This is a genomic window from Pseudomonas sp. P7548 (genome assembly GCF_013386585.1).
GTDB lineage: Bacteria > Pseudomonadota > Gammaproteobacteria > Pseudomonadales > Pseudomonadaceae > Aquipseudomonas.
This window is the reverse complement of the sequence record NZ_JACARO010000027.1, coordinates 45,481-64,803: the sequence shown is the minus strand read 5'-3', so window position 1 is coordinate 64,803 and position 19,323 is coordinate 45,481. Positions and strand designations below refer to the sequence as shown.

Below are 19,323 nucleotides of genomic sequence, written 5' to 3'. Positions count from 1 at the left end.
CACACGAATTGCTTGATTCAGTTGTTAAAGAGCGGTTGGTTAAGAGCTTTCGTCTCAACCGAGGCGCGCATTCTACAGCAGCCTCATTTGCTGTCAAGTGATTATTTTCAGAAGTTTTTGAAGATTTCTTCAACAACTTCAACCACTTGCGCTTCCGATCTCTCGTTAGCGGGAGGCGAATTCTACAGATTTAAATTATGCGGTCAACCCCGTTTTAGAAATTCTTTTTACTCATCAAAGAGCCGAAGATTGCCGCTATAAAAGCCTGCTTCAGCGGGCCATCCAATCAATAGTTGTCGCAACCAAAGATAGGGCGTGAAATCGCGCACCTGCCACGCATCGTCTCACCGAGCGATCACATCACAGCATCCACAGACTTATTAAAGAGCCATAGAGAGCAAAATCTCGCAAAACAGCATGGAGGGAAGAACAGACTTAAAACAGAAACCGCAGAATGCAAAAAGGCCCCATAAATGGGGCCTTTAAGTACAAGTATGGCGGAGAGATAGGGATTCGAACCCTAGGTACCGGTGAAGGTACAACGGATTTCGAATCCGTCCCATTCGGCCACTCTGGCATCTCTCCAACGGCGCGCATCATAACAGCGTGTTTCGCAGAAGCAAACCCCAAAAGCGATTTTTTTCCGTGCTATCAGATGCTTGCGTCGATTAAAGCGGTACACCCAGACGATTGGCGACTTCTTCGTAAGCTTCGATCACATCACCGAGGCCCTGGCGGAAGCGGTCTTTGTCCATCTTCTTCTTGGTGTCCTTGTCCCACAGGCGGCAACCGTCCGGGCTGAACTCGTCACCCAGCACGATAGAGCCGTCGTGGAACACACCGAACTCCAGCTTGAAGTCGACCAGCAGCAGACCGGCGTCGTCGAACAATTTGCTCAGCACGTCGTTGACCTTGAGGGACAACTCCTTCATGCGAGCCAGTTGTTCAGCGGTGCCCCAACCGAATGCCACAACGTGGGATTCGTTGATAAACGGGTCGCCCTTGGCGTCGTCCTTCAGGAACAGCTCGAAGGTGTAAGGGTTGAGCTTGAGGCCCTCTTCCACGCCCAGGCGCTTGACCAGGCTGCCGGCTGCGTAGTTACGTACAACGCACTCGACCGGGATCATGTCCAGCTTCTTGACCAGGCACTCGTTGTCGCCCAGCAGCTTATCGAACTGGGTCGGGATACCGGCCGCTTCGAGCTTCTGCATGATGAAGGCGTTGAACTTGTTGTTCACCATGCCTTTGCGATCAAGTTGTTCGATGCGCTTGCCGTCGAACGCCGAGGTGTCGTTGCGAAACAGCAGGATCAGGCGGTTGGCGTCGTCGGTCTTGTACACCGACTTGGCTTTACCGCGGTAGAGTTCTTCACGTTTTTCCATGATGGGCTCCGCTTACTAAAGGGTGGGCTAGGCGATGTGTCGCCAATCGAGCCCTGAATCTTGATCGGCCAGTTGCAGCCAGTCCGGGTCGCACCCAAGGGTGTCGACAAAACATTGCCGGGCAAGCTGCGGCAGGTTGTTCTTGCTGCTCAGGTGGGCCAGGACCAGGTGTTGCAGGTCTTGCCAGCCCAACTCATACACCAGGTACGCCGCCTGGTGGTTGTTCAAATGTCCCAGCTCGCCGCCCACCCGCTGCTTGAGAAAGTACGGATAGTGACCGCGAGCCAACAGGTCTCGGCAGTGGTTGGACTCGATCATCAACGCATCGAGGTCACGGTAGCCCTCCAGCACCCTAGCGCAGTACGAACCCAGGTCGGTGAGCACACCGAAGCGCCGCTCTCCCCCATTGAAGACGTATTGCGTCGGCTCGTGGGCATCATGCGCCACGGCAATCACATCGATACTCAAGGCACCGACTTGCAGTTTCTCGCCACCGGCCAGGAAACCAGTAGGTTCAATGGGCTTGCGCATCCCGCGCAACGTGCCACGACTAAGGTACACCGGCAGATTGTAGCGCCGAGACAGCAAACCCACGCCATGCACGTGATCGGCATGTTCGTGGGTCACCAGAATCGCGCTCAGCTGCGCGGGGTGAACCCCCAGGCGCAGCAGGCGCCGCTCGGTTTCTTTTAACGAGAAACCACAATCGACCAGCACATAAGTGTCGTCATGTGCGACCAGCGTGCCGTTCCCTTGGCTACCGCTGCCGAGAACGGCAAAACGCATTGGATCAGCCCAGGTTGTCCTGAATCACACCCAACACTTTGCGCGCTGTTTCAGCTGGCGCAACGGTATTGATGTTCTTCTCGACGGTCACTTGTACGCTGTCGCCCACCTTGCTCAAACGAACCTGGTAACGCTCGGCACGGGTCTCGATCTCTTCCTTGGTCGGCTTGCTGCCGAACAACTTGCCGAAGAAACCTGGCTCTTCATCTTTCTTCTCGGCCTTTTCAGCCACGTTGATGTAGTACAGGCCCAGGCTGCGGTTGATGTCTTCAACACGCCAAGGGCCCTGCTCCAACGCGCGACCGACACTGGCCCAGGCACGGTCCAGGTCTTCGCCCAGGTTCAGCACCACGTTGCCGCTGCCGTCTTCGGTGAGGCTGACACGGTTTGGCGTGTCGTAGTCACGTGCGGCAAGCAGGGACACGGAACCGCCCTTCTCAGAGATACGGCTCATGCTGGCAAGCATCTCGTCGACCAGCGCGGAGTCCACACCGGTGTTGACCGAGCGGTTGGTGAAATCAACATTGGCGGTGCTGCCGGCAGGACGCTCGGCGCTGACCACGTAGACTTCACTGGTATTGCGCTGCACGCCAGGCTCGATGCGCACACGCACACGGGCTTCGCTGTCAGCGGCTACGCCACCGGCCTGCAGGCGCTTGGCCATGCTGGCGGACAGCTCGCTACCCTGCTGCCAGGCGGTGGTAAATTCACCGGTCTGTGGGCGCTGCTCGTCAATGCGAAAACCATTGTCCTGGAAGAACTGCAGGGCCACCGGCCAGACTTCGGCAGGTGGGCGCTGGGCCATGATCCAGCGGTTGTCGCCGCTTTTTTGCAGACTGTAGTCGCTGGCATCCGCCACGGCCGAAATCGGCTGCGGGCGAGGTACCACGTACTCACCCTTGGTGGTGTCGTCGGCAACGTTACGCGGGATCGGCAGCAACGGGTCAAGGCGCTTGGCGACGTTGACGTCCGGCGGCAGTTGCATCGGTTTGGTTGCTTGGGCTTCCAGGTAATCGCTACCGCGGTCACGGAAGTAGCCTTCCGGGCCCCAGATCCAACCGCAGCCACTGGTGCTGGAGATAATCAAGGCAAGTGCGGAAAGTCCGGCCAATCGCTTCATGCGTAGTGCTTCCTCAATTAAACCAGGACGCCGGACTGGCGCAGGGCCTGTCGCAGCGGTTCGTGACAGGCTTCGCTGAGACGGGTGAGCGGCAGACGGATACCGTCCGGCATCAGGCCCATCTCGAACAGCGCCCATTTCACGGGAATAGGGTTGGATTCAATGAACAGTGTCTTGTTGAGCGGCATCAGCTTCTCGTGGATCGCGCGGGCGGTCACTGCGTCGCCGGCAATGGCGGCGGCGCATAGTTCGCTCATGGCACGCGGGGCCACGTTGGCGGTCACGGAGATGTTGCCCTTGCCACCCAGCAGGATCAGCTCGACAGCGGTGGCGTCGTCACCGGAGTACACCAGGAAGTCGCTGCTCACGCCGGCCAGGATGTCCTTGGCGCGTTGCAGGTCGCCCGTGGCTTCCTTGATGCCGATGATGTTCGGCACGGTGGACAGGCGGATCACGGTCGCAGCCTGCATGTCGCATGCGGTGCGGCCGGGTACGTTGTAGAGGATCTGCGGGATATCGACCGCTTCGGCAATAGCGCGAAAGTGCTGGTACAAACCTTCCTGGGTCGGTTTGTTGTAGTACGGAGTCACCAGCAGGCAGGCATCGGCGCCGGCCTTCTTGGCGTTTTTGGTCAGTTCGATCGCTTCGCGCGTCGAGTTGGCGCCCGTGCCGGCGATTACGGCGATGCGGCCCGCAACACGCTTGACGACAAATTCGATGACCTGGATGTGTTCTTCCACATCGAGGGTGGCCGACTCACCTGTGGTGCCGACCGCCACGATGGCGTTGGTGCCTTCTTGCAGGTGGAAGTCCACCAGTTTGCCCAGGCTGTCCCAGTCGAGATGACCTTGTGCATCCATGGGTGTGACCAGTGCCACCATACTGCCCGCAATCATGCAACCGCTCCTGCCGGAAAAAGAGAGCCGTAATGGTACTGGCGCCAAGATGCTTGTACAAGCGAAGTACCGCGTGAGGATGCGTTCTGGGGCAAGTAAACGATGGGCAATGCCATCATTGGGCCAAAGCATGACTTCAGACGGGATGAAATTCGACCGATCACGCAATGAAAACGCCACCTCCTAGCCCTTGGCGGCGCTTTTCGCTACCCTTCATCCTTTGATCGATACAGCCCACACAGTATCGACCGCTCATCGCTTTAGGAAGGCTGCATGTCCACCCCCACAGTTCGCGAACAATTCCTTGTTATCAGTGCCCTCGGCGCCAACCCCATGGAGCTGACCAACGTCCTGTGCCGCGCCAGCCATGAGAACCGCTGCGCCGTCGTGACCTCCCGCCTGACTCGCCATGGCGAGTGCAGTGCGCTGGTCCTGCAGATCTCCGGCACCTGGGACGCCCTGGCGCGCCTGGAAACCGGCTTGCCGGGCCTGGCCAAGAAACACGACTTCACCGTGAATGTCGTGCGCAGCGCCGCACTGGAAAATCGCCCGCAGGCGCTGCCGTATGTTGCCTACGTCAGCTCGGCCTACCGTTCGGACATCGTCAACGAGCTGTGCCAGTTCTTCATCGACCACAACGTCGAGCTGGAGAACCTGACTTGCGATACCTACCAGGCCCCGCAGACCGGCGGCACCATGCTCAACGCCACGTTCACCGTGACCTTGCCGCCCGGCGTGCAGATAAGCTGGCTGCGTGACCAGTTCCTGGATTTTGCCGACGCGCTGAACCTCGACGCCCTGATCGAACCATGGCGCCCACAGAACCCAATGTAAGGAAAACCTCATGCCGGTAGCCCTCGACACACCCGTGGCCGATTTCGAAGCCCAGGCCACCAGCGGCCAGACCTTCAGCCTCGCAGCCCTCAAAGGCAAGCAAGTGGCGATCTACTTCTACCCCAAGGACAGTACCCCGGGTTGCACCACCGAGGGCCAGGGTTTTCGTGACCAGTACGCAGCCTTCAAGGCGGCCAACACCGAAGTCTTCGGCGTGTCGCGCGACAGCGTGAAATCCCACGAGAACTTCAAGGGCAAGCAGGAATTCCCTTTCGAGCTGATCAGCGACAAAGACGAGGCGGTTTGCCAGCTGTTTGACGTGATCAAGCTGAAGAAGTTGTACGGCAAGGAGTACGTGGGCGTGGACCGCAGCACTTTCCTCATCGACAAGGATGGGGTGTTGCGCCAGGAATGGCGCGGCGTGAAGGTGCCCGGACATGTGGATGCCGTTTTGGCAGCGGCTCAAGCCTTGAACAAGGCTTGATGGCTGCGGCAACCTTTTGATCACATCGCCGGCAAGCCGGCTCCTACATGTGGAACGCATTCTCCTGTAGGAGCCGGCTTGCCGGCGATAGCGTCTTCAATTCCACCACAACGTTTAAAGCAGCGGCGCAACCACAGGCTCTTGTCGTGGCCACGCATCCAGCACTGCCTTGAACAGCGTCGCCAGGGGGATCGCAAAGAACACACCCCAGAACCCCCACAGCCCACCGAACAGCAGCACCGCACAGATGATCGCCACTGGGTGCAGGTTGACGGCCTCGGAAAACAGCAGCGGCACCAGCACATTGCCATCCAGGGTTTGGATGATGCCGTAGACCGCCATCAGGTAGATGAACTGGTCGCTCCACCCCCACTGGAACAACGCGATCAACATCACCGGCACGGTCACCACCACTGCTCCCACATACGGCACCACCACCGACACCCCCACCAGCAATGCCAGCAGCGCTGCGTAGTTCAGCCCGAGGGCGACAAAGGCGATGTAGGTGACACCTCCGCAAATCACGATCTCGATGACCTTGCCACGAATGTAATTGGCAATCTGCCGGTTCATTTCCTCGGCCACCCGCGTGATCAGCGCCCGCTCGCGCGGCAGGTAGCCGCGCACCCAGCGGCCAATCATCGCGCGGTCCTTGAGAAAGAAGAACACCAGGATCGGCACCAGTACCAGGTAGATCATGATGTTGACCAGCAACGGCAGGCTGGACAGGGAAAAGGTCAGCGCCCATTGCCCGAACTTTCCGATCTCACCGCGCGCCACCTCGATGGCCTGCAACACCTGTTCATCCGACACCAGATGCGGGTACCGCTCTGGCAGCAGCAGCAACAACGATTGCCATTTGGCGAGCATGCCCGGCAGTTCGTTGAACAAGGTGATCAACTGATGCCACAGCAACGGCACGACCACCACAATGAAGACCAGTAACACGCCCATGAACAACGCAAACACCAACCCCACTGCCGCCCCGCCTGGCAGACGCAGGCGCTCCAGCGTGGTGACCAAGCCTTGCATCAGATACGCCAAAACCATCCCCGCCAGCACCGGCGCCAACATCCCTCCGAGGGTGAGAACTGCGGTAAAGGCCAGGAACAGCAGGACAGCCAGCACCACGGCCTCCTCATCGGAGAAGTAGCGCTGAATCCAGTCTCGTAACACTTTGAACATCAATCAACCTCGGCGGGTGGGGCAAACGGTTCAGGCCTTGCGTAACCAGTAGCGGTACACACCGCCAGCGTCTTCTTCGTGCAGCAGCGTATGACCGGCCAGCTTGGCAAACGTCCGGAAATCCCGCTGGGAGCCAGCGTCCGTGGCAGTTACCTTGAGAACCGCGCCACTGGCCAGCCGATTGAGTTCCAGTTTGGCCTTAAGCAAAGGCAACGGGCAATTGAGGCCACTGGCATCAAGCTCGGCATCAAAGGCTACAGCGTCGGTCATGAATTTACTCCGGGCGTGGGTTCGGGCTGCTTAGAATATCTGGTCCGAAGCTCAGTGTCCGGCTACAGTAAGCTCTTTGTCGAAAGGCTTTGTGCATGACTTTTTTGCGCCCTACCCTGCTGACGCTGGCTTGCCTGCTGGCCTCTCCGGGCTTTGCTGACGACCTGCCGTCACTTGGCGACGCCAGTTCTGCCATTGTCTCGCCGCAACAGGAATACCAACTGGGTCGCGCATGGCTCGCTTACCTGCGCGGCCAGGTCTCGCAACTCAATGACCCCCAGCTCAAGGACTACGTCGAAACCAGCGTGTACAAGCTGGTAGAGACCAGCCAGGTCAATGACCGGCGCCTGGAGTTCATCCTGATCAACAGCCCGCAGCTCAACGCCTTTGCCGCACCTGGCGGGATCGTGGGCGTCAACGGCGGCCTGTTCCTCAATGCCCAGACCGAAGGTGAATACGCCTCGGTGCTCGCCCACGAATTGGCTCACTTGTCCCAGCGCCACTTCGCACGGGGCGTGGAGGCACAATCGCGCATGCAGATCCCGATGATGGCAGCCCTGCTCGGCGGCATCATCGCGGCGGCGGCCGGTGCGGGCGATGCAGGGATTGCCGCGATTGCCGGTAGCCAGGCTGCGGCCATCCAGGAGCAACGTCGGTTTTCCCGCCAGAACGAACAGGAAGCAGACCGTATCGGCATCCTCAACCTGGAAAAGGCCGGCTACGACCCGCGCTCCATGCCCACCATGTTCGAGCGCCTGATGCGTCAATACCGCTTCGACGCCAAGCCACCGGAATTCCTGCTGACTCACCCGGTGACCGAGTCCCGGATTGCCGACACCCGCAACCGTGCGGAGCAGGCCAAGCCAGGCGGCAAGGAAGACAGCCTGCGCTATCAGTTGATTCGTGCACGGGTGCAGTTGCAATACGAGGATACGCCCGGGCTCGCGGCCAAACGCTTCCAGGCGCAACTGGATGAAAACCCGAAAAACGATGTGGCGCGCTATGGCTTGGCCATCGCCCAGATCAAGGGCACCCAGTACAAAGAGGCACGGGAAAGCTTGGCGCCGCTGCTGGCGAAAGCGCCCAACGACATCACGTACAACCTGGCGCAGATCGAACTGGATATCGCCAGCAGCCGTTTGCCAGACGCCCAGCAACGCACCGACCGCATGCTCACCCAGTACCCCGGCAACTATCCGTTGAACCAGGTACGGGTAGATTTGCTACTCAAACAGAACCGCACGGCCGATGCAGAGAAGGCATTGGATGGTTTGCTCAAGTCGCGCCCCGATGACCCGGACGTGTGGTACCAGGTCGCCGAAACACGCGGTTTGTCCGGCAACATCATCGGCCTGCATCAGGCGCGTGCCGAGTATTTCGCCTTGGTGGGCGACTTCCAGCAGGCCATTCAGCAACTGGACTTTGCCAAGCGCCGCGCCGGCAACAACTTCCCGCTGTCTTCGCGGATTGACGCGCGCCAACGTGAGCTGATCGAACAGGAGCGCCTGGTAAAAGGGATGATGAGCTAAACCCATCGCCCACAAAAAAGCCCCGCCTTCGCTTAGCGAAGGCGGGGCTTTTATTTTACTGGCGGCTTACTCGGCCAGCTTGAAGGTGATGAAGCTCGCACGCCCCTGACGCAGGACGCGCATCGACACCGAACGGTTCTTCGGTAGCGCCTTGGCGATGTCGGTGAACTCCTTGGTGGAGTTGATCGCCTGGTTGTTCAGGTGGGTGATCACATCGCCAGGTTGCAGGCCGATCAGCGCAGCTGGGCCGTCCTGGACCTCCTTGATCACGACACCGCTCTTGAGGTCGAAGCTCTTCTTCTGCTCATCGGTCAGCTCGACCACGGCAATGCCCAAACGGTTGCTGCTGCGCTCGGCGCCAGGTTTGGCGTTGCCCAGGGCATCCAGGGTTGCGCCTTCTTCCGGAATCGCACCGACGGTCAGCTCAACGGTCTGGCGCTTGCCTTCACGGATCACCTCAAGCTTGGCCTTGCTGCCAGCCTTGAGCGCACCCACCAGGTGCGGCAGGTCAGCCGACATGATGATTGGCTGGCCGTTCATGCTCAGGATCACGTCACCCACTTGCAGGCCACCCTTGGCAGCCGGACCATCGTCCTGGATCTGCGCAACCAGTGCGCCGGCCGGCTTATCGAGGCCGAAGGACTCAGCCAGGTCCTTGTTCACTTCTTGGATCACGACGCCCAACCAGCCACGGCTGACCTTGCCACCGCTTTTCAGCTGGTTGGAGACGTCCATGGCCACGTCGATCGGGATCGCAAAGGAAACGCCCATGAAGCCACCGGAACGGGTGTAGATCTGCGAGTTGATCCCCACCACTTCGCCAGCCAGGTTGAACAGCGGACCACCCGAGTTGCCCGGGTTGATCGGCACGTCGGTCTGGATGAATGGCACGTAGTTTTCGTTTGGCAGGCTACGGCCAATGGCGCTGACGATGCCTTGGGTGACGGTATGGTCAAAGCCGAATGGCGAGCCGATGGCGACGACCCACTGGCCGGCTTTCAGGTCCTGGGATTTACCCAGCTTCAGCACGGGCAGGTCCTTGCCATCAATTTTCAGCAACGCCACGTCGGAACGCGGATCGGTGCCCACCAACTTGGCTTTCAGCTCGCTGCGGTCAGCCAGGCGCACGAGGATCTCGTCTGCGTCGGCGATCACATGGTTGTTGGTGAGAATGTAACCGTCCGGCGAAATGATGAAGCCGGAGCCCAGGGACTGCGCTTCACGCTGCCCACCACCACTGCGAGGGGAGCGCTGTTGCGGCGGCATGCCACGCTCGAAGAACTCGCGCAGCATGGGTGGCAGGCCCTCCAGGTCTGGCATCTGCTGGTTCGACACTTTGCGATCCGGCAGTTTCTGCGTGGTACTGATGTTCACCACGGCGGGCGAGGCCTGCTCAACCAGTTGGGTAAAGTCAGGCAGTTCGGCTGCTTGCGCAGACACGGCCTGACCCAGCACCAATACCGTGGCAACTATGGATAGGTAAGACTTCAAACGTGGTATCGACATACAGCTCCCGTTACGACGAGCAGGGTTGAGCGACAGGGTTCAAGAAACGCCGGAAACTGCCACCGACATCTTTGTTCCGCGAACAAAACAAGGCCAGAGCCAACAGGCCCTGACCTATAAAAAACATAGGGGATTTTTGCAAGTGAAAATACTGATCCGGACATTTCATGCTCTCGGCAACAGACCTGGCATGCAACGACATTGAAAGATCAGGATGAACATAGGATTAACGGCTCATGGTTTTGCAGCGGTCTTTTCACCGCGTACCGAGAGCGCAATGCGCTCGGCCGTGCCGATGGGCACTTCGCCGACGACCGTCACCATCACCTCACCTTCTACCGTATTCAGGCGGCGAGACACCGCGACCGTCGGGCCCAGCTGAGTGCGGGTCTCGGTGACGCTCGCACCGTCGGTCGACTCAAGGAACACTGAAAAGCGTGCGAGCCCATCGTCATACATCAGGCTGTCGACCGTGGATTTGGTCTCGGCGTCTTTACGCGCGCTGCTATTGGTGAGCTGGAAGCCAGGGGGCAGCCAGTCGAGATGCCATGCCTGGGTCGCGGCCACCTGTGGGGCCTTGCTATCAGAAACGGCCACAGGCGTGCATTCGCTGCTGGGTTGCAGGCTGCGATCATCCGGAACTACGGACGTATTCAAGCGTGTGAACTGGAAGCGCTCCAACAACTGCCCCTGGTCATTGAGCAGCAACGACTTGAGCGGCAGTGCGGTTTCACGATCCAGGTGCAACTCAAAGCCATAGCGGTACTGGTCGCGAGGGGTGATTGAGACAATCACGGCATTACGACCGGCCACGCGGGATTTGCCGATGACGGCCAGATCATAGAATTGAGTGAGTTTTTGTGGATCAAGCGCAGGCGAAGAGCCATCCCGCGAGGTGCCAAGGCCGGCAACGAGGGTGCCACTGACGCATAGGGTTCGGCCATCTACCCGCACGACTTCTTGGGCGGACCCATCAAGCTGCAAAAGTCGCTCGCGGACCTGGCCATCCTGGACACGGTGCCAGATATCATGGGTAGAGAAACTGCCATTACGTTCATAGACGAACGTACCTTCGAAGCTTTGCTGCTGCTCTGCACGCCCAAGTCGAGTCAGCCAGTCTTGGGCTTCATCGGCGTGGGCGGGGAGTGCAAACCAACCACTGAGCAAAAGCGTAAGGAGCGGTATGGCGCGCATAGAGCTCCTTACGAATCAGCGGTTTTCCAGGCTTGCGGCACGCGCATAAGGCAGAGCGCTTTCAGTGCCTTTCAGAGCCGATTCCTGTGCATGTTGGCGCAGGTAGCCTGGAAGACGCTGGTCCTGCCAGCCGGATTGCCCTTGCAGTACACCGTTGGCCATCGGGCCGGTGCTGTCAGAGCTTTCCTTGTAGCCGGCCAATACCGCAGGGCCTTTGACCTGAGGACCCGCCATCACCGGCTGCTGGGTCTGTTGGGCCAGTTCGGCACCGGCGATTTCGTCCTGGTTGTACAGGCGAACACCGGCCAATACTGCAACAGTTACCGAGGCAGCAACTGCCAGGCGACCCAGACTACGCCAAGGTCCACGAGCAGCCTTTGCCGGAACGGCTTCATCAGCCAGCGCAGCAGAAACGGCCGCAGCAATATCCAGACGAGGGATTAGAAGATCCTTGTGCATCACCGCCCGAGCGACTTGGTAACGAGACCAGGTATCACGGGTTTCGGCGTCGTCAAATGCGTTGAGCACTCGACGAAGTTCCAGTTCATCCGCTTCGTTATCCATCACTGCGGACAGCGATTCCTGCAGGGCATCACGACTCATGGCGGTTCCTCTCTTGGCTGTCGCCGCTGTCTTTAGTTTTCCTGCAACAACGGTTGCAAGGCTTTATCGATGGCTTCCCGGGCCCGGAAAATCCGTGACCTTACAGTCCCCACCGGACACTGCATGACACTCGCAATGTCTTCGTAACTCAGACCATCGAATTCACGCAAAGTTAACGCCGTGCGCAAATCTTCTGGCAGTTGCTGAATTGTGCGATGAACGGTGCCTTCGATCTCGTCGCGCAGCAATGCACGCTCCGGCGACTCGAGATCCTTGAGGCCGTGATCACCATCGTAAAATTCTGCATCTTCTGAACTCACATCACTGTCTGGTGGGCGGCGTCCGCGAGACACCAGATAGTTCTTCGCCGTGTTGATGGCGATGCGGTATAGCCACGTGTAAAACGCACTGTCACCGCGGAAGTTACCAAGTGCACGATAGGCCTTGATAAAGGCTTCCTGTGCAACGTCCTGCGCTTCATGGGTGTCGTGCACAAACCGCACGATCAACCCGAGAATTTTGTGCTGGTATTTCAGCACTAGCAGATCAAATGCCCGCTTGTCACCGCGCTGAACGCGCTCGACCAGCTGCTGATCCTCTTCCTGGGTTAGCATGAACACTCCTCGTTGTACTTGAAGGAGGCTTGCATAACTAAACGATCAGGCTTGCAAACATAGACTCGGGCTTTTCGCAAAAGTTCTCCCCCTTCAAGCAAGTTTCCGGCACGCACTGATTTGGCACACACGAAAAGCGCAGCACGGGCATCGCCGGCTGCGCGAATAATCTTGTCGCCGGTTTTCTGACGCGTCCAATGCTCCCGACGGGCCAATAAACTCAACGTTTTCCCAGCTTTCGGGCAACCTGCTATTGAGTTCGGGCCTATGCAAAAAGTTCCGTTTCAATAACTGGCCGATCTGACCCAAGCCGTGCACCGCAATCTCATATTGCCACGAATGCCCGGCTATTGTGCCGCTCCCCCCCTCTATATACTAGTAGCCCGTGTGACCCTTTGATTCGCCGATCCAGGCGTCCTGTTTGCGCCCCCTTCGGATCGCTTTTTGCGGAATCCTTCAAATGAGCCAACAGTTTCAACACGATGTCCTGGTGATTGGTAGCGGCGCGGCCGGTTTGAGCCTTGCACTGACCCTCCCCAGCCACCTGCGGATTGCGGTACTGAGCAAAGGCGACCTGGCCAACGGCTCGACATTCTGGGCCCAGGGTGGTGTCGCCGCCGTGCTCGATGACACCGACACCGTGCAATCCCACGTCGAAGACACCCTCAACGCCGGCGGCGGCCTGTGCAACGAAGAGGCCGTGCGCTTCACCGTCGAGCATAGCCGCGAAGCCATTCAATGGCTGATTGACCAGGGCGTGCCTTTTACCCGCGACGAACACGCCAGCAGTGACGATGGCGGCTTCGAGTTCCACCTGACCCGCGAAGGCGGCCACAGCCATCGCCGCATCATCCACGCGGCCGACGCTACCGGCGCTGCCATCTTCAAGACTCTGCTCGATCAGGCCCGCCGGCGCCCCAACATCGAACTGCTGGAACAGCGTGTCGCCGTCGACCTGATCACCGAAAAACGCCTGGGCCTGGAAGGCGAACGCTGCCTCGGCGCCTACGTGCTCAACCGTGCCAGCGGCGAAGTCGACACCTATGGTGCACGCTTCACTATTCTTGCCTCGGGCGGCGCAGCCAAGGTCTACCTCTATACCAGCAACCCCGACGGCGCCTGCGGCGATGGCATTGCCATGGCCTGGCGCTCGGGCTGCCGGGTGGCCAACCTGGAATTCAACCAGTTCCACCCCACCTGCCTGTATCACCCGCAAGCCAAGAGTTTCCTGATCACCGAAGCCCTGCGCGGTGAAGGCGCCCACCTCAAGCTGCCCAACGGCGAGCGCTTCATGCAGCGCTTCGACCCGCGCGCCGAGCTGGCGCCACGGGATATCGTCGCCCGCGCCATCGACCACGAGATGAAGCGCCTGGGCGTCGACTGCGTCTACCTGGACATCAGCCACAAGCCCGAAGCCTTCATCAAGACCCACTTCCCCACCGTCTATGAGCGCTGCCTCGCCTTCAATATCGACATCACCAAAGGCCCGATCCCCGTGGTGCCGGCCGCGCACTACACCTGCGGCGGCGTGATGGTCGACCAGCACGGTCGCACCGACGTGCCGGGCTTGTATGCGATAGGCGAAACCAGCTTCACCGGCCTGCACGGCGCCAACCGCATGGCCAGCAATTCCTTGCTCGAATGCTTCGTCTACGCCCGCTCAGCGGCGGCCGACATCCTCGAACAATTGCCACGCATTGCGGTGCCCGCCGCCCTGCCCCGTTGGGACGCCAGCCAGGTGACCGATTCGGACGAAGACGTGATCATCGCCCACAACTGGGACGAGCTGCGACGGTTCATGTGGGACTACGTAGGGATCGTGCGCACCAACAAGCGCCTGCAACGCGCACAGCATCGGGTGCGCTTGCTGCTCGACGAAATTGACGAGTTCTACAGCAACTATAAAGTCAGCCGCGACCTGATCGAACTGCGCAACCTGGCCCAGGTGGCGGAGTTGATGATCCGCTCGGCCATGGAGCGCAAGGAAAGCCGGGGCCTGCATTACACCCTCGACTACCCGCAGATGCTGCCCGAAGCCCGGGACACTATCCTGGTGCCAACCACCTACGGCGGCTGAACTTCAGGCGTACCCGCAGGCGCCGGTGCACATCGGCGACCTGCGAATCCCTCGGCACACAGATCGAGCGCACCCACCACCGCCCCGGCACCCGATAGCGCAGCACCACGATCAACGGCAACGCCAGGCTGTCGGGGCGCAGTTGCACGCCGTACCAACCACGCTCGGCACTGAACAACTGCCAACCGTCCTCGTCGCGACGCAGGCCACAAACCGACGAACGGTGAGTCAGCAGGATGTGTCGCGGTAAAACCCAGGCGGCATGCGCCAAGCACAAGAGCAGGCCGAGGCTCGAATAAGGTAAATCAACAAGAAAACAGGCGCCCAGCGCGAACAGCTGGGCAAAAAGATACGCCGCCAGCAATAGCCGTGAGGCCTGCCAGCGGCATTCGAATCGATTACTTGGGCTGGACACGATCCAGGATCATCCGAACCATGCGCTGCAGCTCAGGGTCTTCGGATTCGGAACGCTCCATGAACCAGCCAAACATGTCCTGATCTTCGCAGGTCAGCAAGCGGACGTAGAGGTCGCGATCGACCTGGTTGAGGGTCGCGTAGACCTCTTTGGTGAAAGGCACCAGCAACACGTCCAGCTCCAGCATGCCACGACGGCTGTGCCAGAAGAGACGATTGATTTCTACATCTTCGACCATGGAGCGCTCCTCAAATAGGCGGCAAGTATACAGGCCCGACGGCACCGGAACAGTCGGCTTTGGTCGCCCCATACGGAAACTATCCATTTGCCGGGCGCCCCTCTATGATGCACCCATGACTTTTTGACCTGCGATGACCCATGGCTGACTCTGCTTTCTTCTGCCCCCTGTCCCACGAAGGCGTTCTCGCCGTCCGCGGCGCCGACGCTGCCAAGTTCCTGCAAGGGCAACTGACCTGCAACCTCAATTACCTGAGCGACACCCAGGCCAGCCTCGGCGCGCGCTGCACGCAAAAAGGGCGCATGCAGTCGAGCTTTCGCATCCTGTTGCAAGGTGATGGCGTGCTCCTGGCCATGGCCACCGAGCTGCTCGAACCGCAACTGGCCGACCTGAAGAAATACGCCGTGTTCTCCAAATCCAAGCTCACCGACGAAAGCGCCGCCTGGGCACGCTTTGGCCTGGCGGATGCCGATCAAGCCCTGGCGAGCCTCGGCCTTGAGCTGCCGGCTGACACCGACAGCGTCGTACGCACCGATGCCCTGATCGCCATCCGCGTCTCCCCCGGCCGCGCCGAGCTCTGGGTGCCAGCCGAACAGGCCGATGCCGTGCGCGGCCAATTGGCCGCCCACTTGAACGAAGCCGACTTGAATGACTGGCTGCTCGGCCAAGTGCGTGCCGGCATCGGCCAGGTCATGCCGCAAACCCGCGAGCTGTTCATCCCGCAGATGCTCAACCTGCAAGCCGTAGGCGGCGTCAGCTTCAAGAAAGGCTGCTACACCGGCCAGGAAATCGTCGCGCGCATGCAGTACCTGGGCAAACTCAAGCGTCGCCTGTATCACTTGAGCCTCGATGCGCCGCAAATGCCCGAGCCAGGCACCCCGCTGTTTTCCCCCAGCCATGCCAGCTCGATCGGCGAAGTGGTGCTGGCAGCAAAAGCTGACCAGACGATTGAACTTCTTGCTGTGCTGCAAGCCGAAGCTGCCGATAGTGGCGATGTGCACTTAGGCACACTGGAAGGCCCCGGCCTGCACCTGCTCGACCTGCCTTACACGCTCGACCGTGACCGAGAGATCCAGCGTTAATCGCCGTACCTTTTTGCAACACCCTAGAGATCATGAATGAACAAGCTGGCGGAAAAAGTCCAACAGGCTTTAGTGAGGGCCATCGACAACGATGACCTGGTTCTGCCGACATTGCCGGAAGTGGCCCTGAACATTCGCCAGGCCGCAGAAGACCCGGAAATCAGCATCAGCCACTTGAGCAAAGTGATCGGTCGCGACACCGCCCTGTCGGCGCGCCTGATCAAGGTGGTCAACAGCCCCTTGTTGCGCGCAACGCAGGAAGTCACCGACCTGCACACCGCCATCACCCGGCTAGGCACCAACTACAGCAGCAACCTGGCGATTGGCCTGGTGATGGAGCAGATCTTCCACGCCCGCTCCGACGTGGTCGAACAAAAAATGCGCGAAGTGTGGCGCCGCAGCCTGGAAGTGGCGGGCGTGAGTTATGCCCTATGTCGTAGCCACAGCCAACTCAAGCCAGACCAGGCGGCCCTCGGTGGCCTGGTGCATCAGATCGGTGTACTGCCGATCCTGACGTACGCCGAAGACCACTACGAGCTGCTTTCGGACCCGGTCAGTCTCAACCACGTCATCGAGAGCATTCACCCGTTGTTGGGCGATAAGCTGCTGAGCGGCTGGGATTTCCCGGAGATGCTCGCCCGACTGCCCGGCCAATACCTCGACCTGGCGCGCGATTCGGCCAGCCTGGACTACATCGACCTGGTACAAGTCGCCGTGCTCTATTGCCATCGCGGCACCGATCACCCATTGGCCAGCGTGCCGGTCTCTACCCTGCCGGCGATCAAGAAACTGCGGGTCGATCCTTACAGCGACGCCTTGCGCGTCGAGTTGGACGAAGCCCGTTCGATGTTCTATTGATCAACCCGCGATAAAACTCACCCGCACTTTCAGCCCCGCCTGCTCGCCATCGTGCAGGCTGATCTGTGCCAGGTGCGCCCGGCAGATTTCACCCACGATTGCCAGGCCCAACCCCGAGCCCATGCCCTGCTGACTGCGGCGGTAGAATCGCTCGAACACCCGATCCCGCTCATCCAACGGGATGCCTGGGCCATCATCTTCCACTTCCAGCACCGCCGGCGCCGTCACCCGCAAAATCACATTGCCACCCGGTGGCGTGTGGGCCAGGGCGTTGTCCACCAGGTTGCTCAGCAGTTCATTGAGCAGCGTCGGCTCCCCGCGCAACCACACGGGTTCATCCGCCTCCAGGGCCAGCGCAACACCGCGTGCGTGGGCCAAAGGCGCCATGGCCATGCCCAGCTCACGGGCCAATTGGCTGAGGTCGAGCAGTTGGGCGCCGCCTTCGGCAATGGCCCGGGCCCCGTTCTCGATACGGGCCAGGGACAACAACTGATTGGCCAGGTGCGTCAGGCGATCGGTGCCTTGGGCGGCGGTTTCCAGGGTGCTGCGCCAGGTCACCGGGTCTTCCGCGCGCAGACCCAGTTCGAGCCGGGCCTTGAGCGCCGCCAAGGGCGTGCGCAACTCGTGGGCCGCATCGGCAATAAACTGCGCCTGGCGCTCAAACTGCCCGCGCAGGCGTTCGGTGAAGTGGTTGAGGGAACGCACCAACGGGCCAAACTCATGCTGCACTTCCACCAGCGGCAACGGGCGCAGGTCGTCGGGCTGACGTTCTTCCACCGCCGTTCGCAGGCGCTCCAGCGGGCGCAATGCTGCACTCACGGCGAACCACACCAGCAGCAAAGCACCAATGGCCAGCATGCCCAGGCGCAACAAAGTGTCAGCCATCAGGCTACGAGCCATGGCCACCCGTGCTTCATCGGTTTCTGCCACGCGGATTTCCGCCATGCCGTTCATGTTCGGTTCGGAGACGGCCTTGAGCAGGCTCACCACACGCACAGGCTGGCCCTGGTACACCGCATCGTAGAAGCGCGCCAGCGCCGGGTAGTCATCGGTGCGCGGCGTGCCCGGCGGTGGGCCGGGCAAGTGCTCGTAGCCCGAGATCAGCTTCTGATCGATGTCATTGACCTGGTAATAGATACGCCCGGCGCTGTCGTAGGCAAACGTATCCAGGGCCACATACGGCACGTTGGCGCTGAGGGTGCCGTCCACCTGAGTCAGGCCCGCTGCGATGGTGCGCGCCGACGCCAGCAACGTACGGTCGTAGGCCGTGTCGGCCGCTTCGCGACCGTTCCAATAGGCACTCATGCCACTGGCCAGCATCAACAGCACCAGCAACAGCGCCAGGTTCCATAGCAGCCGCCAGCGCAGGCTGCTGGGCTTATGCATCGCGGGCTTCCAGCAAATAGCCGAGGCCGCGGAACGTCACGATGGCGATGGGTTGGCCATCGAGTTTCTTGCGCAGGCGGTGCACGTAGATTTCGATCGCGTCGGGGCTGGCTTCTTCGTCCAGGCCAAACACTTGTGAGGCCAGTTGCTCCTTGCTCATCACTCGGCCCGGGCGGGCGATCAATGCTTCGAGCACCGCCTGCTCGCGGGAGGTCAACGTCATCAGCTCGCCGCCGACGGTGAAGCGCCTCGTATCCAGGTCGTAGACCAACACGCCGCATGCCTGCTGGCGCTCGCCCCCCAGCACACTGCGGCGCAGCAGCGCCTTGACCCGCGCCTCCAGCTCCGTCAGCTCAAACGGCTTGGCGAGGTAGTCGTCGGCGCCCAGGTTCAAGCCGTGCACGCGGTCCTTCACATCACTGCGAGCCGTCAGCATCAACACAGGCAAGTTTTTCCCACGGGCGCGCAAGCGTGCCAACACCTCAAAACCGTCCATGCGCGGCAGCCCCACGTCGAGGATCGCCGCCGCGTATTCCTCGCTGCTCAAGGCCAGGTCAGCGGCCACCCCATCGTGCAGCACGTCGACGGTCAAACCCGTGCTCTTGAGCGCTTGGGCAACACTTTCGGCGAGCTGCAAATGGTCTTCAACCAGGAGGACACGCATGGTTTTTTACCTCATTCGGGCATGGTCGACGCCACGCTTTGCCGGGCAGTTTACAGGCGCTACCTGCCCTGTGAAGCCCGAAAACAGTGAAAGGCAACTGAAAGGTTAGTGAAAGCTTCGCCCTTTAGCATCGGGTAACGGTGGGTCCTGCCCGCCCAGCTACCTGATCCGTAGCGCCCGAAAAACGCCTCGAAGCGTTT

General features: G+C 60.2%; 20 protein-coding genes and 1 tRNA gene. 6 read left to right on the top strand and 15 right to left on the bottom strand.

Going from position 1 to position 19,323, the window contains the following annotated elements:
• Positions 1 to 495: 495 nt before the first annotated feature.
• From HX803_RS13040 to dapA, 5 genes are all read right to left on the bottom strand, one after another.
• Positions 496 to 585: transfer RNA gene (locus HX803_RS13040), tRNA-Ser, on the bottom strand.
• A gap of 83 nt (positions 586 to 668) precedes the next feature.
• Entirely contained in the window at positions 669 to 1,382 is a 714-nt protein-coding gene (gene purC / locus HX803_RS13035) for a phosphoribosylaminoimidazolesuccinocarboxamide synthase (RefSeq protein WP_010212191.1), read from the bottom strand.
• Between the two features lie 27 nt (positions 1,383 to 1,409).
• Entirely contained in the window at positions 1,410 to 2,168 is a 759-nt protein-coding gene (locus HX803_RS13030; protein ID WP_178921058.1) for an MBL fold metallo-hydrolase, read from the bottom strand.
• 4 nt (positions 2,169 to 2,172) lie between these two features.
• Positions 2,173 to 3,288, bottom strand: coding sequence for an outer membrane protein assembly factor BamC (gene bamC / locus HX803_RS13025; RefSeq protein ID WP_178921057.1), 1,116 nt, complete (start codon positions 3,286 to 3,288; stop codon positions 2,173 to 2,175).
• A gap of 17 nt (positions 3,289 to 3,305) precedes the next feature.
• The gene (gene dapA / locus HX803_RS13020) at positions 3,306 to 4,184 is read right to left on the bottom strand and encodes a 4-hydroxy-tetrahydrodipicolinate synthase (protein ID WP_178921056.1); all 879 of its coding nucleotides are present in this window, start codon (positions 4,182 to 4,184) and stop codon (positions 3,306 to 3,308) included.
• A 273-nt stretch (positions 4,185 to 4,457) separates the two neighbouring features.
• On the opposite strand from dapA, the gene HX803_RS13015 reads away from it, so the two are divergent.
• A complete protein-coding gene (locus HX803_RS13015; RefSeq protein ID WP_176999172.1) occupies positions 4,458 to 5,018 on the top strand; it encodes a glycine cleavage system protein R in 561 nt (186 codons plus the stop codon).
• Positions 5,019 to 5,028: 10 nt separating this feature from the next.
• Complete coding sequence (locus HX803_RS13010) at positions 5,029 to 5,502, top strand: peroxiredoxin (protein WP_178921055.1); 474 nt, start codon at positions 5,029 to 5,031, stop codon at positions 5,500 to 5,502.
• Between the two features lie 114 nt (positions 5,503 to 5,616).
• Here the strand turns inward: HX803_RS13010 and HX803_RS13005 are convergent, their stop codons facing one another.
• The gene (locus HX803_RS13005) at positions 5,617 to 6,687 is read right to left on the bottom strand and encodes an AI-2E family transporter (protein ID WP_176999174.1); all 1,071 of its coding nucleotides are present in this window, start codon (positions 6,685 to 6,687) and stop codon (positions 5,617 to 5,619) included.
• Positions 6,688 to 6,717: 30 nt separating this feature from the next.
• Positions 6,718 to 6,957 (bottom strand): sulfurtransferase TusA family protein, encoded by a 240-nt coding sequence (locus HX803_RS13000; RefSeq protein WP_178921054.1) that lies wholly within the window; start codon positions 6,955 to 6,957, stop codon positions 6,718 to 6,720.
• A gap of 95 nt (positions 6,958 to 7,052) precedes the next feature.
• On the opposite strand from HX803_RS13000, the gene HX803_RS12995 reads away from it, so the two are divergent.
• Positions 7,053 to 8,486 (top strand): M48 family metalloprotease, encoded by a 1,434-nt coding sequence (locus HX803_RS12995; RefSeq protein ID WP_178921053.1) that lies wholly within the window; start codon positions 7,053 to 7,055, stop codon positions 8,484 to 8,486.
• A 66-nt stretch (positions 8,487 to 8,552) separates the two neighbouring features.
• Here HX803_RS12995 and HX803_RS12990 read toward each other — a convergent pair whose 3' ends face one another.
• The 4 genes from HX803_RS12990 to rpoE form a co-directional block, all read right to left on the bottom strand.
• A complete protein-coding gene (locus HX803_RS12990; RefSeq protein WP_178921052.1) occupies positions 8,553 to 9,992 on the bottom strand; it encodes a DegQ family serine endoprotease in 1,440 nt (479 codons plus the stop codon).
• A 234-nt stretch (positions 9,993 to 10,226) separates the two neighbouring features.
• On the bottom strand, positions 10,227 to 11,186 hold the full coding sequence (locus HX803_RS12985) for a MucB/RseB C-terminal domain-containing protein (RefSeq protein ID WP_178921051.1): 960 nt from the start codon (positions 11,184 to 11,186) through the stop codon (positions 10,227 to 10,229).
• Positions 11,187 to 11,201: 15 nt separating this feature from the next.
• A complete protein-coding gene (locus tag HX803_RS12980; protein ID WP_065882095.1) occupies positions 11,202 to 11,789 on the bottom strand; it encodes a sigma-E factor negative regulatory protein in 588 nt (195 codons plus the stop codon).
• 32 nt (positions 11,790 to 11,821) lie between these two features.
• Positions 11,822 to 12,403: an RNA polymerase sigma factor RpoE gene (gene rpoE / locus HX803_RS12975; protein WP_003172477.1), complete on the bottom strand. Its 582-nt coding sequence runs from the start codon at positions 12,401 to 12,403 to the stop codon at positions 11,822 to 11,824.
• A gap of 460 nt (positions 12,404 to 12,863) precedes the next feature.
• Between rpoE and nadB the strand changes: the two genes are divergently transcribed.
• Positions 12,864 to 14,480: an L-aspartate oxidase gene (gene nadB, locus HX803_RS12970; protein WP_178921050.1), complete on the top strand. Its 1,617-nt coding sequence runs from the start codon at positions 12,864 to 12,866 to the stop codon at positions 14,478 to 14,480.
• Here nadB and HX803_RS12965 read toward each other — a convergent pair.
• A complete protein-coding gene (locus HX803_RS12965; protein ID WP_178921049.1) occupies positions 14,449 to 14,895 on the bottom strand; it encodes a hypothetical protein in 447 nt (148 codons plus the stop codon). The genes nadB and HX803_RS12965 overlap by 32 nt on opposite strands.
• Positions 14,879 to 15,133: a succinate dehydrogenase assembly factor 2 gene (locus tag HX803_RS12960; protein WP_176999181.1), complete on the bottom strand. Its 255-nt coding sequence runs from the start codon at positions 15,131 to 15,133 to the stop codon at positions 14,879 to 14,881. Before HX803_RS12960 ends, HX803_RS12965 begins: the two co-directional genes overlap by 17 nt.
• A gap of 140 nt (positions 15,134 to 15,273) precedes the next feature.
• Between HX803_RS12960 and HX803_RS12955 the strand changes: the two genes are divergently transcribed.
• Together HX803_RS12955 and HX803_RS12950 are read left to right on the top strand one after the other, a co-directional pair.
• Positions 15,274 to 16,215, top strand: a complete 942-nt coding sequence (locus HX803_RS12955) for a folate-binding protein YgfZ (protein ID WP_178921047.1) — start codon at positions 15,274 to 15,276, stop codon at positions 16,213 to 16,215.
• Positions 16,216 to 16,251: 36 nt separating this feature from the next.
• On the top strand, positions 16,252 to 17,073 hold the full coding sequence (locus HX803_RS12950; protein ID WP_178921046.1) for an HDOD domain-containing protein: 822 nt from the start codon (positions 16,252 to 16,254) through the stop codon (positions 17,071 to 17,073).
• Here the strand turns inward: HX803_RS12950 and HX803_RS12945 are convergent, their stop codons facing one another.
• Together HX803_RS12945 and HX803_RS12940 are read right to left on the bottom strand one after the other, a co-directional pair.
• Positions 17,074 to 18,459: a sensor histidine kinase gene (locus HX803_RS12945; RefSeq protein ID WP_178921044.1), complete on the bottom strand. Its 1,386-nt coding sequence runs from the start codon at positions 18,457 to 18,459 to the stop codon at positions 17,074 to 17,076.
• Positions 18,452 to 19,123, bottom strand: a complete 672-nt coding sequence (locus HX803_RS12940) for a response regulator (protein ID WP_010212220.1) — start codon at positions 19,121 to 19,123, stop codon at positions 18,452 to 18,454. The genes HX803_RS12945 and HX803_RS12940 overlap by 8 nt, the downstream gene beginning before the upstream one ends.
• Positions 19,124 to 19,323: the final 200 nt, after the last annotated feature.

Excerpts from the sequence above, each read along its gene's own strand:
- HX803_RS12995 (WP_178921053.1), top strand. The coding sequence starts at position 7,053 with ATGACTTTTTTGCGCCCTACCCTGCTGACGCTGGCTTGCCTGCTGGCC.
- HX803_RS13015 (WP_176999172.1), top strand. The coding sequence starts at position 4,458 with ATGTCCACCCCCACAGTTCGCGAACAATTCCTTGTTATCAGTGCCCTC.
- HX803_RS13010 (WP_178921055.1), top strand. The coding sequence starts at position 5,029 with ATGCCGGTAGCCCTCGACACACCCGTGGCCGATTTCGAAGCCCAGGCC.
- rpoE (WP_003172477.1), bottom strand. The coding sequence starts at position 12,403 with ATGCTAACCCAGGAAGAGGATCAGCAGCTGGTCGAGCGCGTTCAGCGC.
- HX803_RS12985 (WP_178921051.1), bottom strand. The coding sequence starts at position 11,186 with ATGCGCGCCATACCGCTCCTTACGCTTTTGCTCAGTGGTTGGTTTGCA.
- HX803_RS12990 (WP_178921052.1), bottom strand. The coding sequence starts at position 9,992 with ATGTCGATACCACGTTTGAAGTCTTACCTATCCATAGTTGCCACGGTA.
- bamC (WP_178921057.1), bottom strand. The coding sequence starts at position 3,288 with ATGAAGCGATTGGCCGGACTTTCCGCACTTGCCTTGATTATCTCCAGC.
- nadB (WP_178921050.1), top strand. The coding sequence starts at position 12,864 with ATGAGCCAACAGTTTCAACACGATGTCCTGGTGATTGGTAGCGGCGCG.
- HX803_RS12960 (WP_176999181.1), bottom strand. The coding sequence starts at position 15,133 with ATGGTCGAAGATGTAGAAATCAATCGTCTCTTCTGGCACAGCCGTCGT.
- dapA (WP_178921056.1), bottom strand. The coding sequence starts at position 4,184 with ATGATTGCGGGCAGTATGGTGGCACTGGTCACACCCATGGATGCACAA.
- HX803_RS13005 (WP_176999174.1), bottom strand. The coding sequence starts at position 6,687 with ATGTTCAAAGTGTTACGAGACTGGATTCAGCGCTACTTCTCCGATGAG.
- purC (WP_010212191.1), bottom strand. The coding sequence starts at position 1,382 with ATGGAAAAACGTGAAGAACTCTACCGCGGTAAAGCCAAGTCGGTGTAC.
- HX803_RS12950 (WP_178921046.1), top strand. The coding sequence starts at position 16,252 with ATGAACAAGCTGGCGGAAAAAGTCCAACAGGCTTTAGTGAGGGCCATC.
- HX803_RS12940 (WP_010212220.1), bottom strand. The coding sequence starts at position 19,123 with ATGCGTGTCCTCCTGGTTGAAGACCATTTGCAGCTCGCCGAAAGTGTT.
- HX803_RS13030 (WP_178921058.1), bottom strand. The coding sequence starts at position 2,168 with ATGCGTTTTGCCGTTCTCGGCAGCGGTAGCCAAGGGAACGGCACGCTG.
- HX803_RS12980 (WP_065882095.1), bottom strand. The coding sequence starts at position 11,789 with ATGAGTCGTGATGCCCTGCAGGAATCGCTGTCCGCAGTGATGGATAAC.
- HX803_RS12955 (WP_178921047.1), top strand. The coding sequence starts at position 15,274 with ATGGCTGACTCTGCTTTCTTCTGCCCCCTGTCCCACGAAGGCGTTCTC.
- HX803_RS13000 (WP_178921054.1), bottom strand. The coding sequence starts at position 6,957 with ATGACCGACGCTGTAGCCTTTGATGCCGAGCTTGATGCCAGTGGCCTC.
- HX803_RS12945 (WP_178921044.1), bottom strand. The coding sequence starts at position 18,459 with ATGCATAAGCCCAGCAGCCTGCGCTGGCGGCTGCTATGGAACCTGGCG.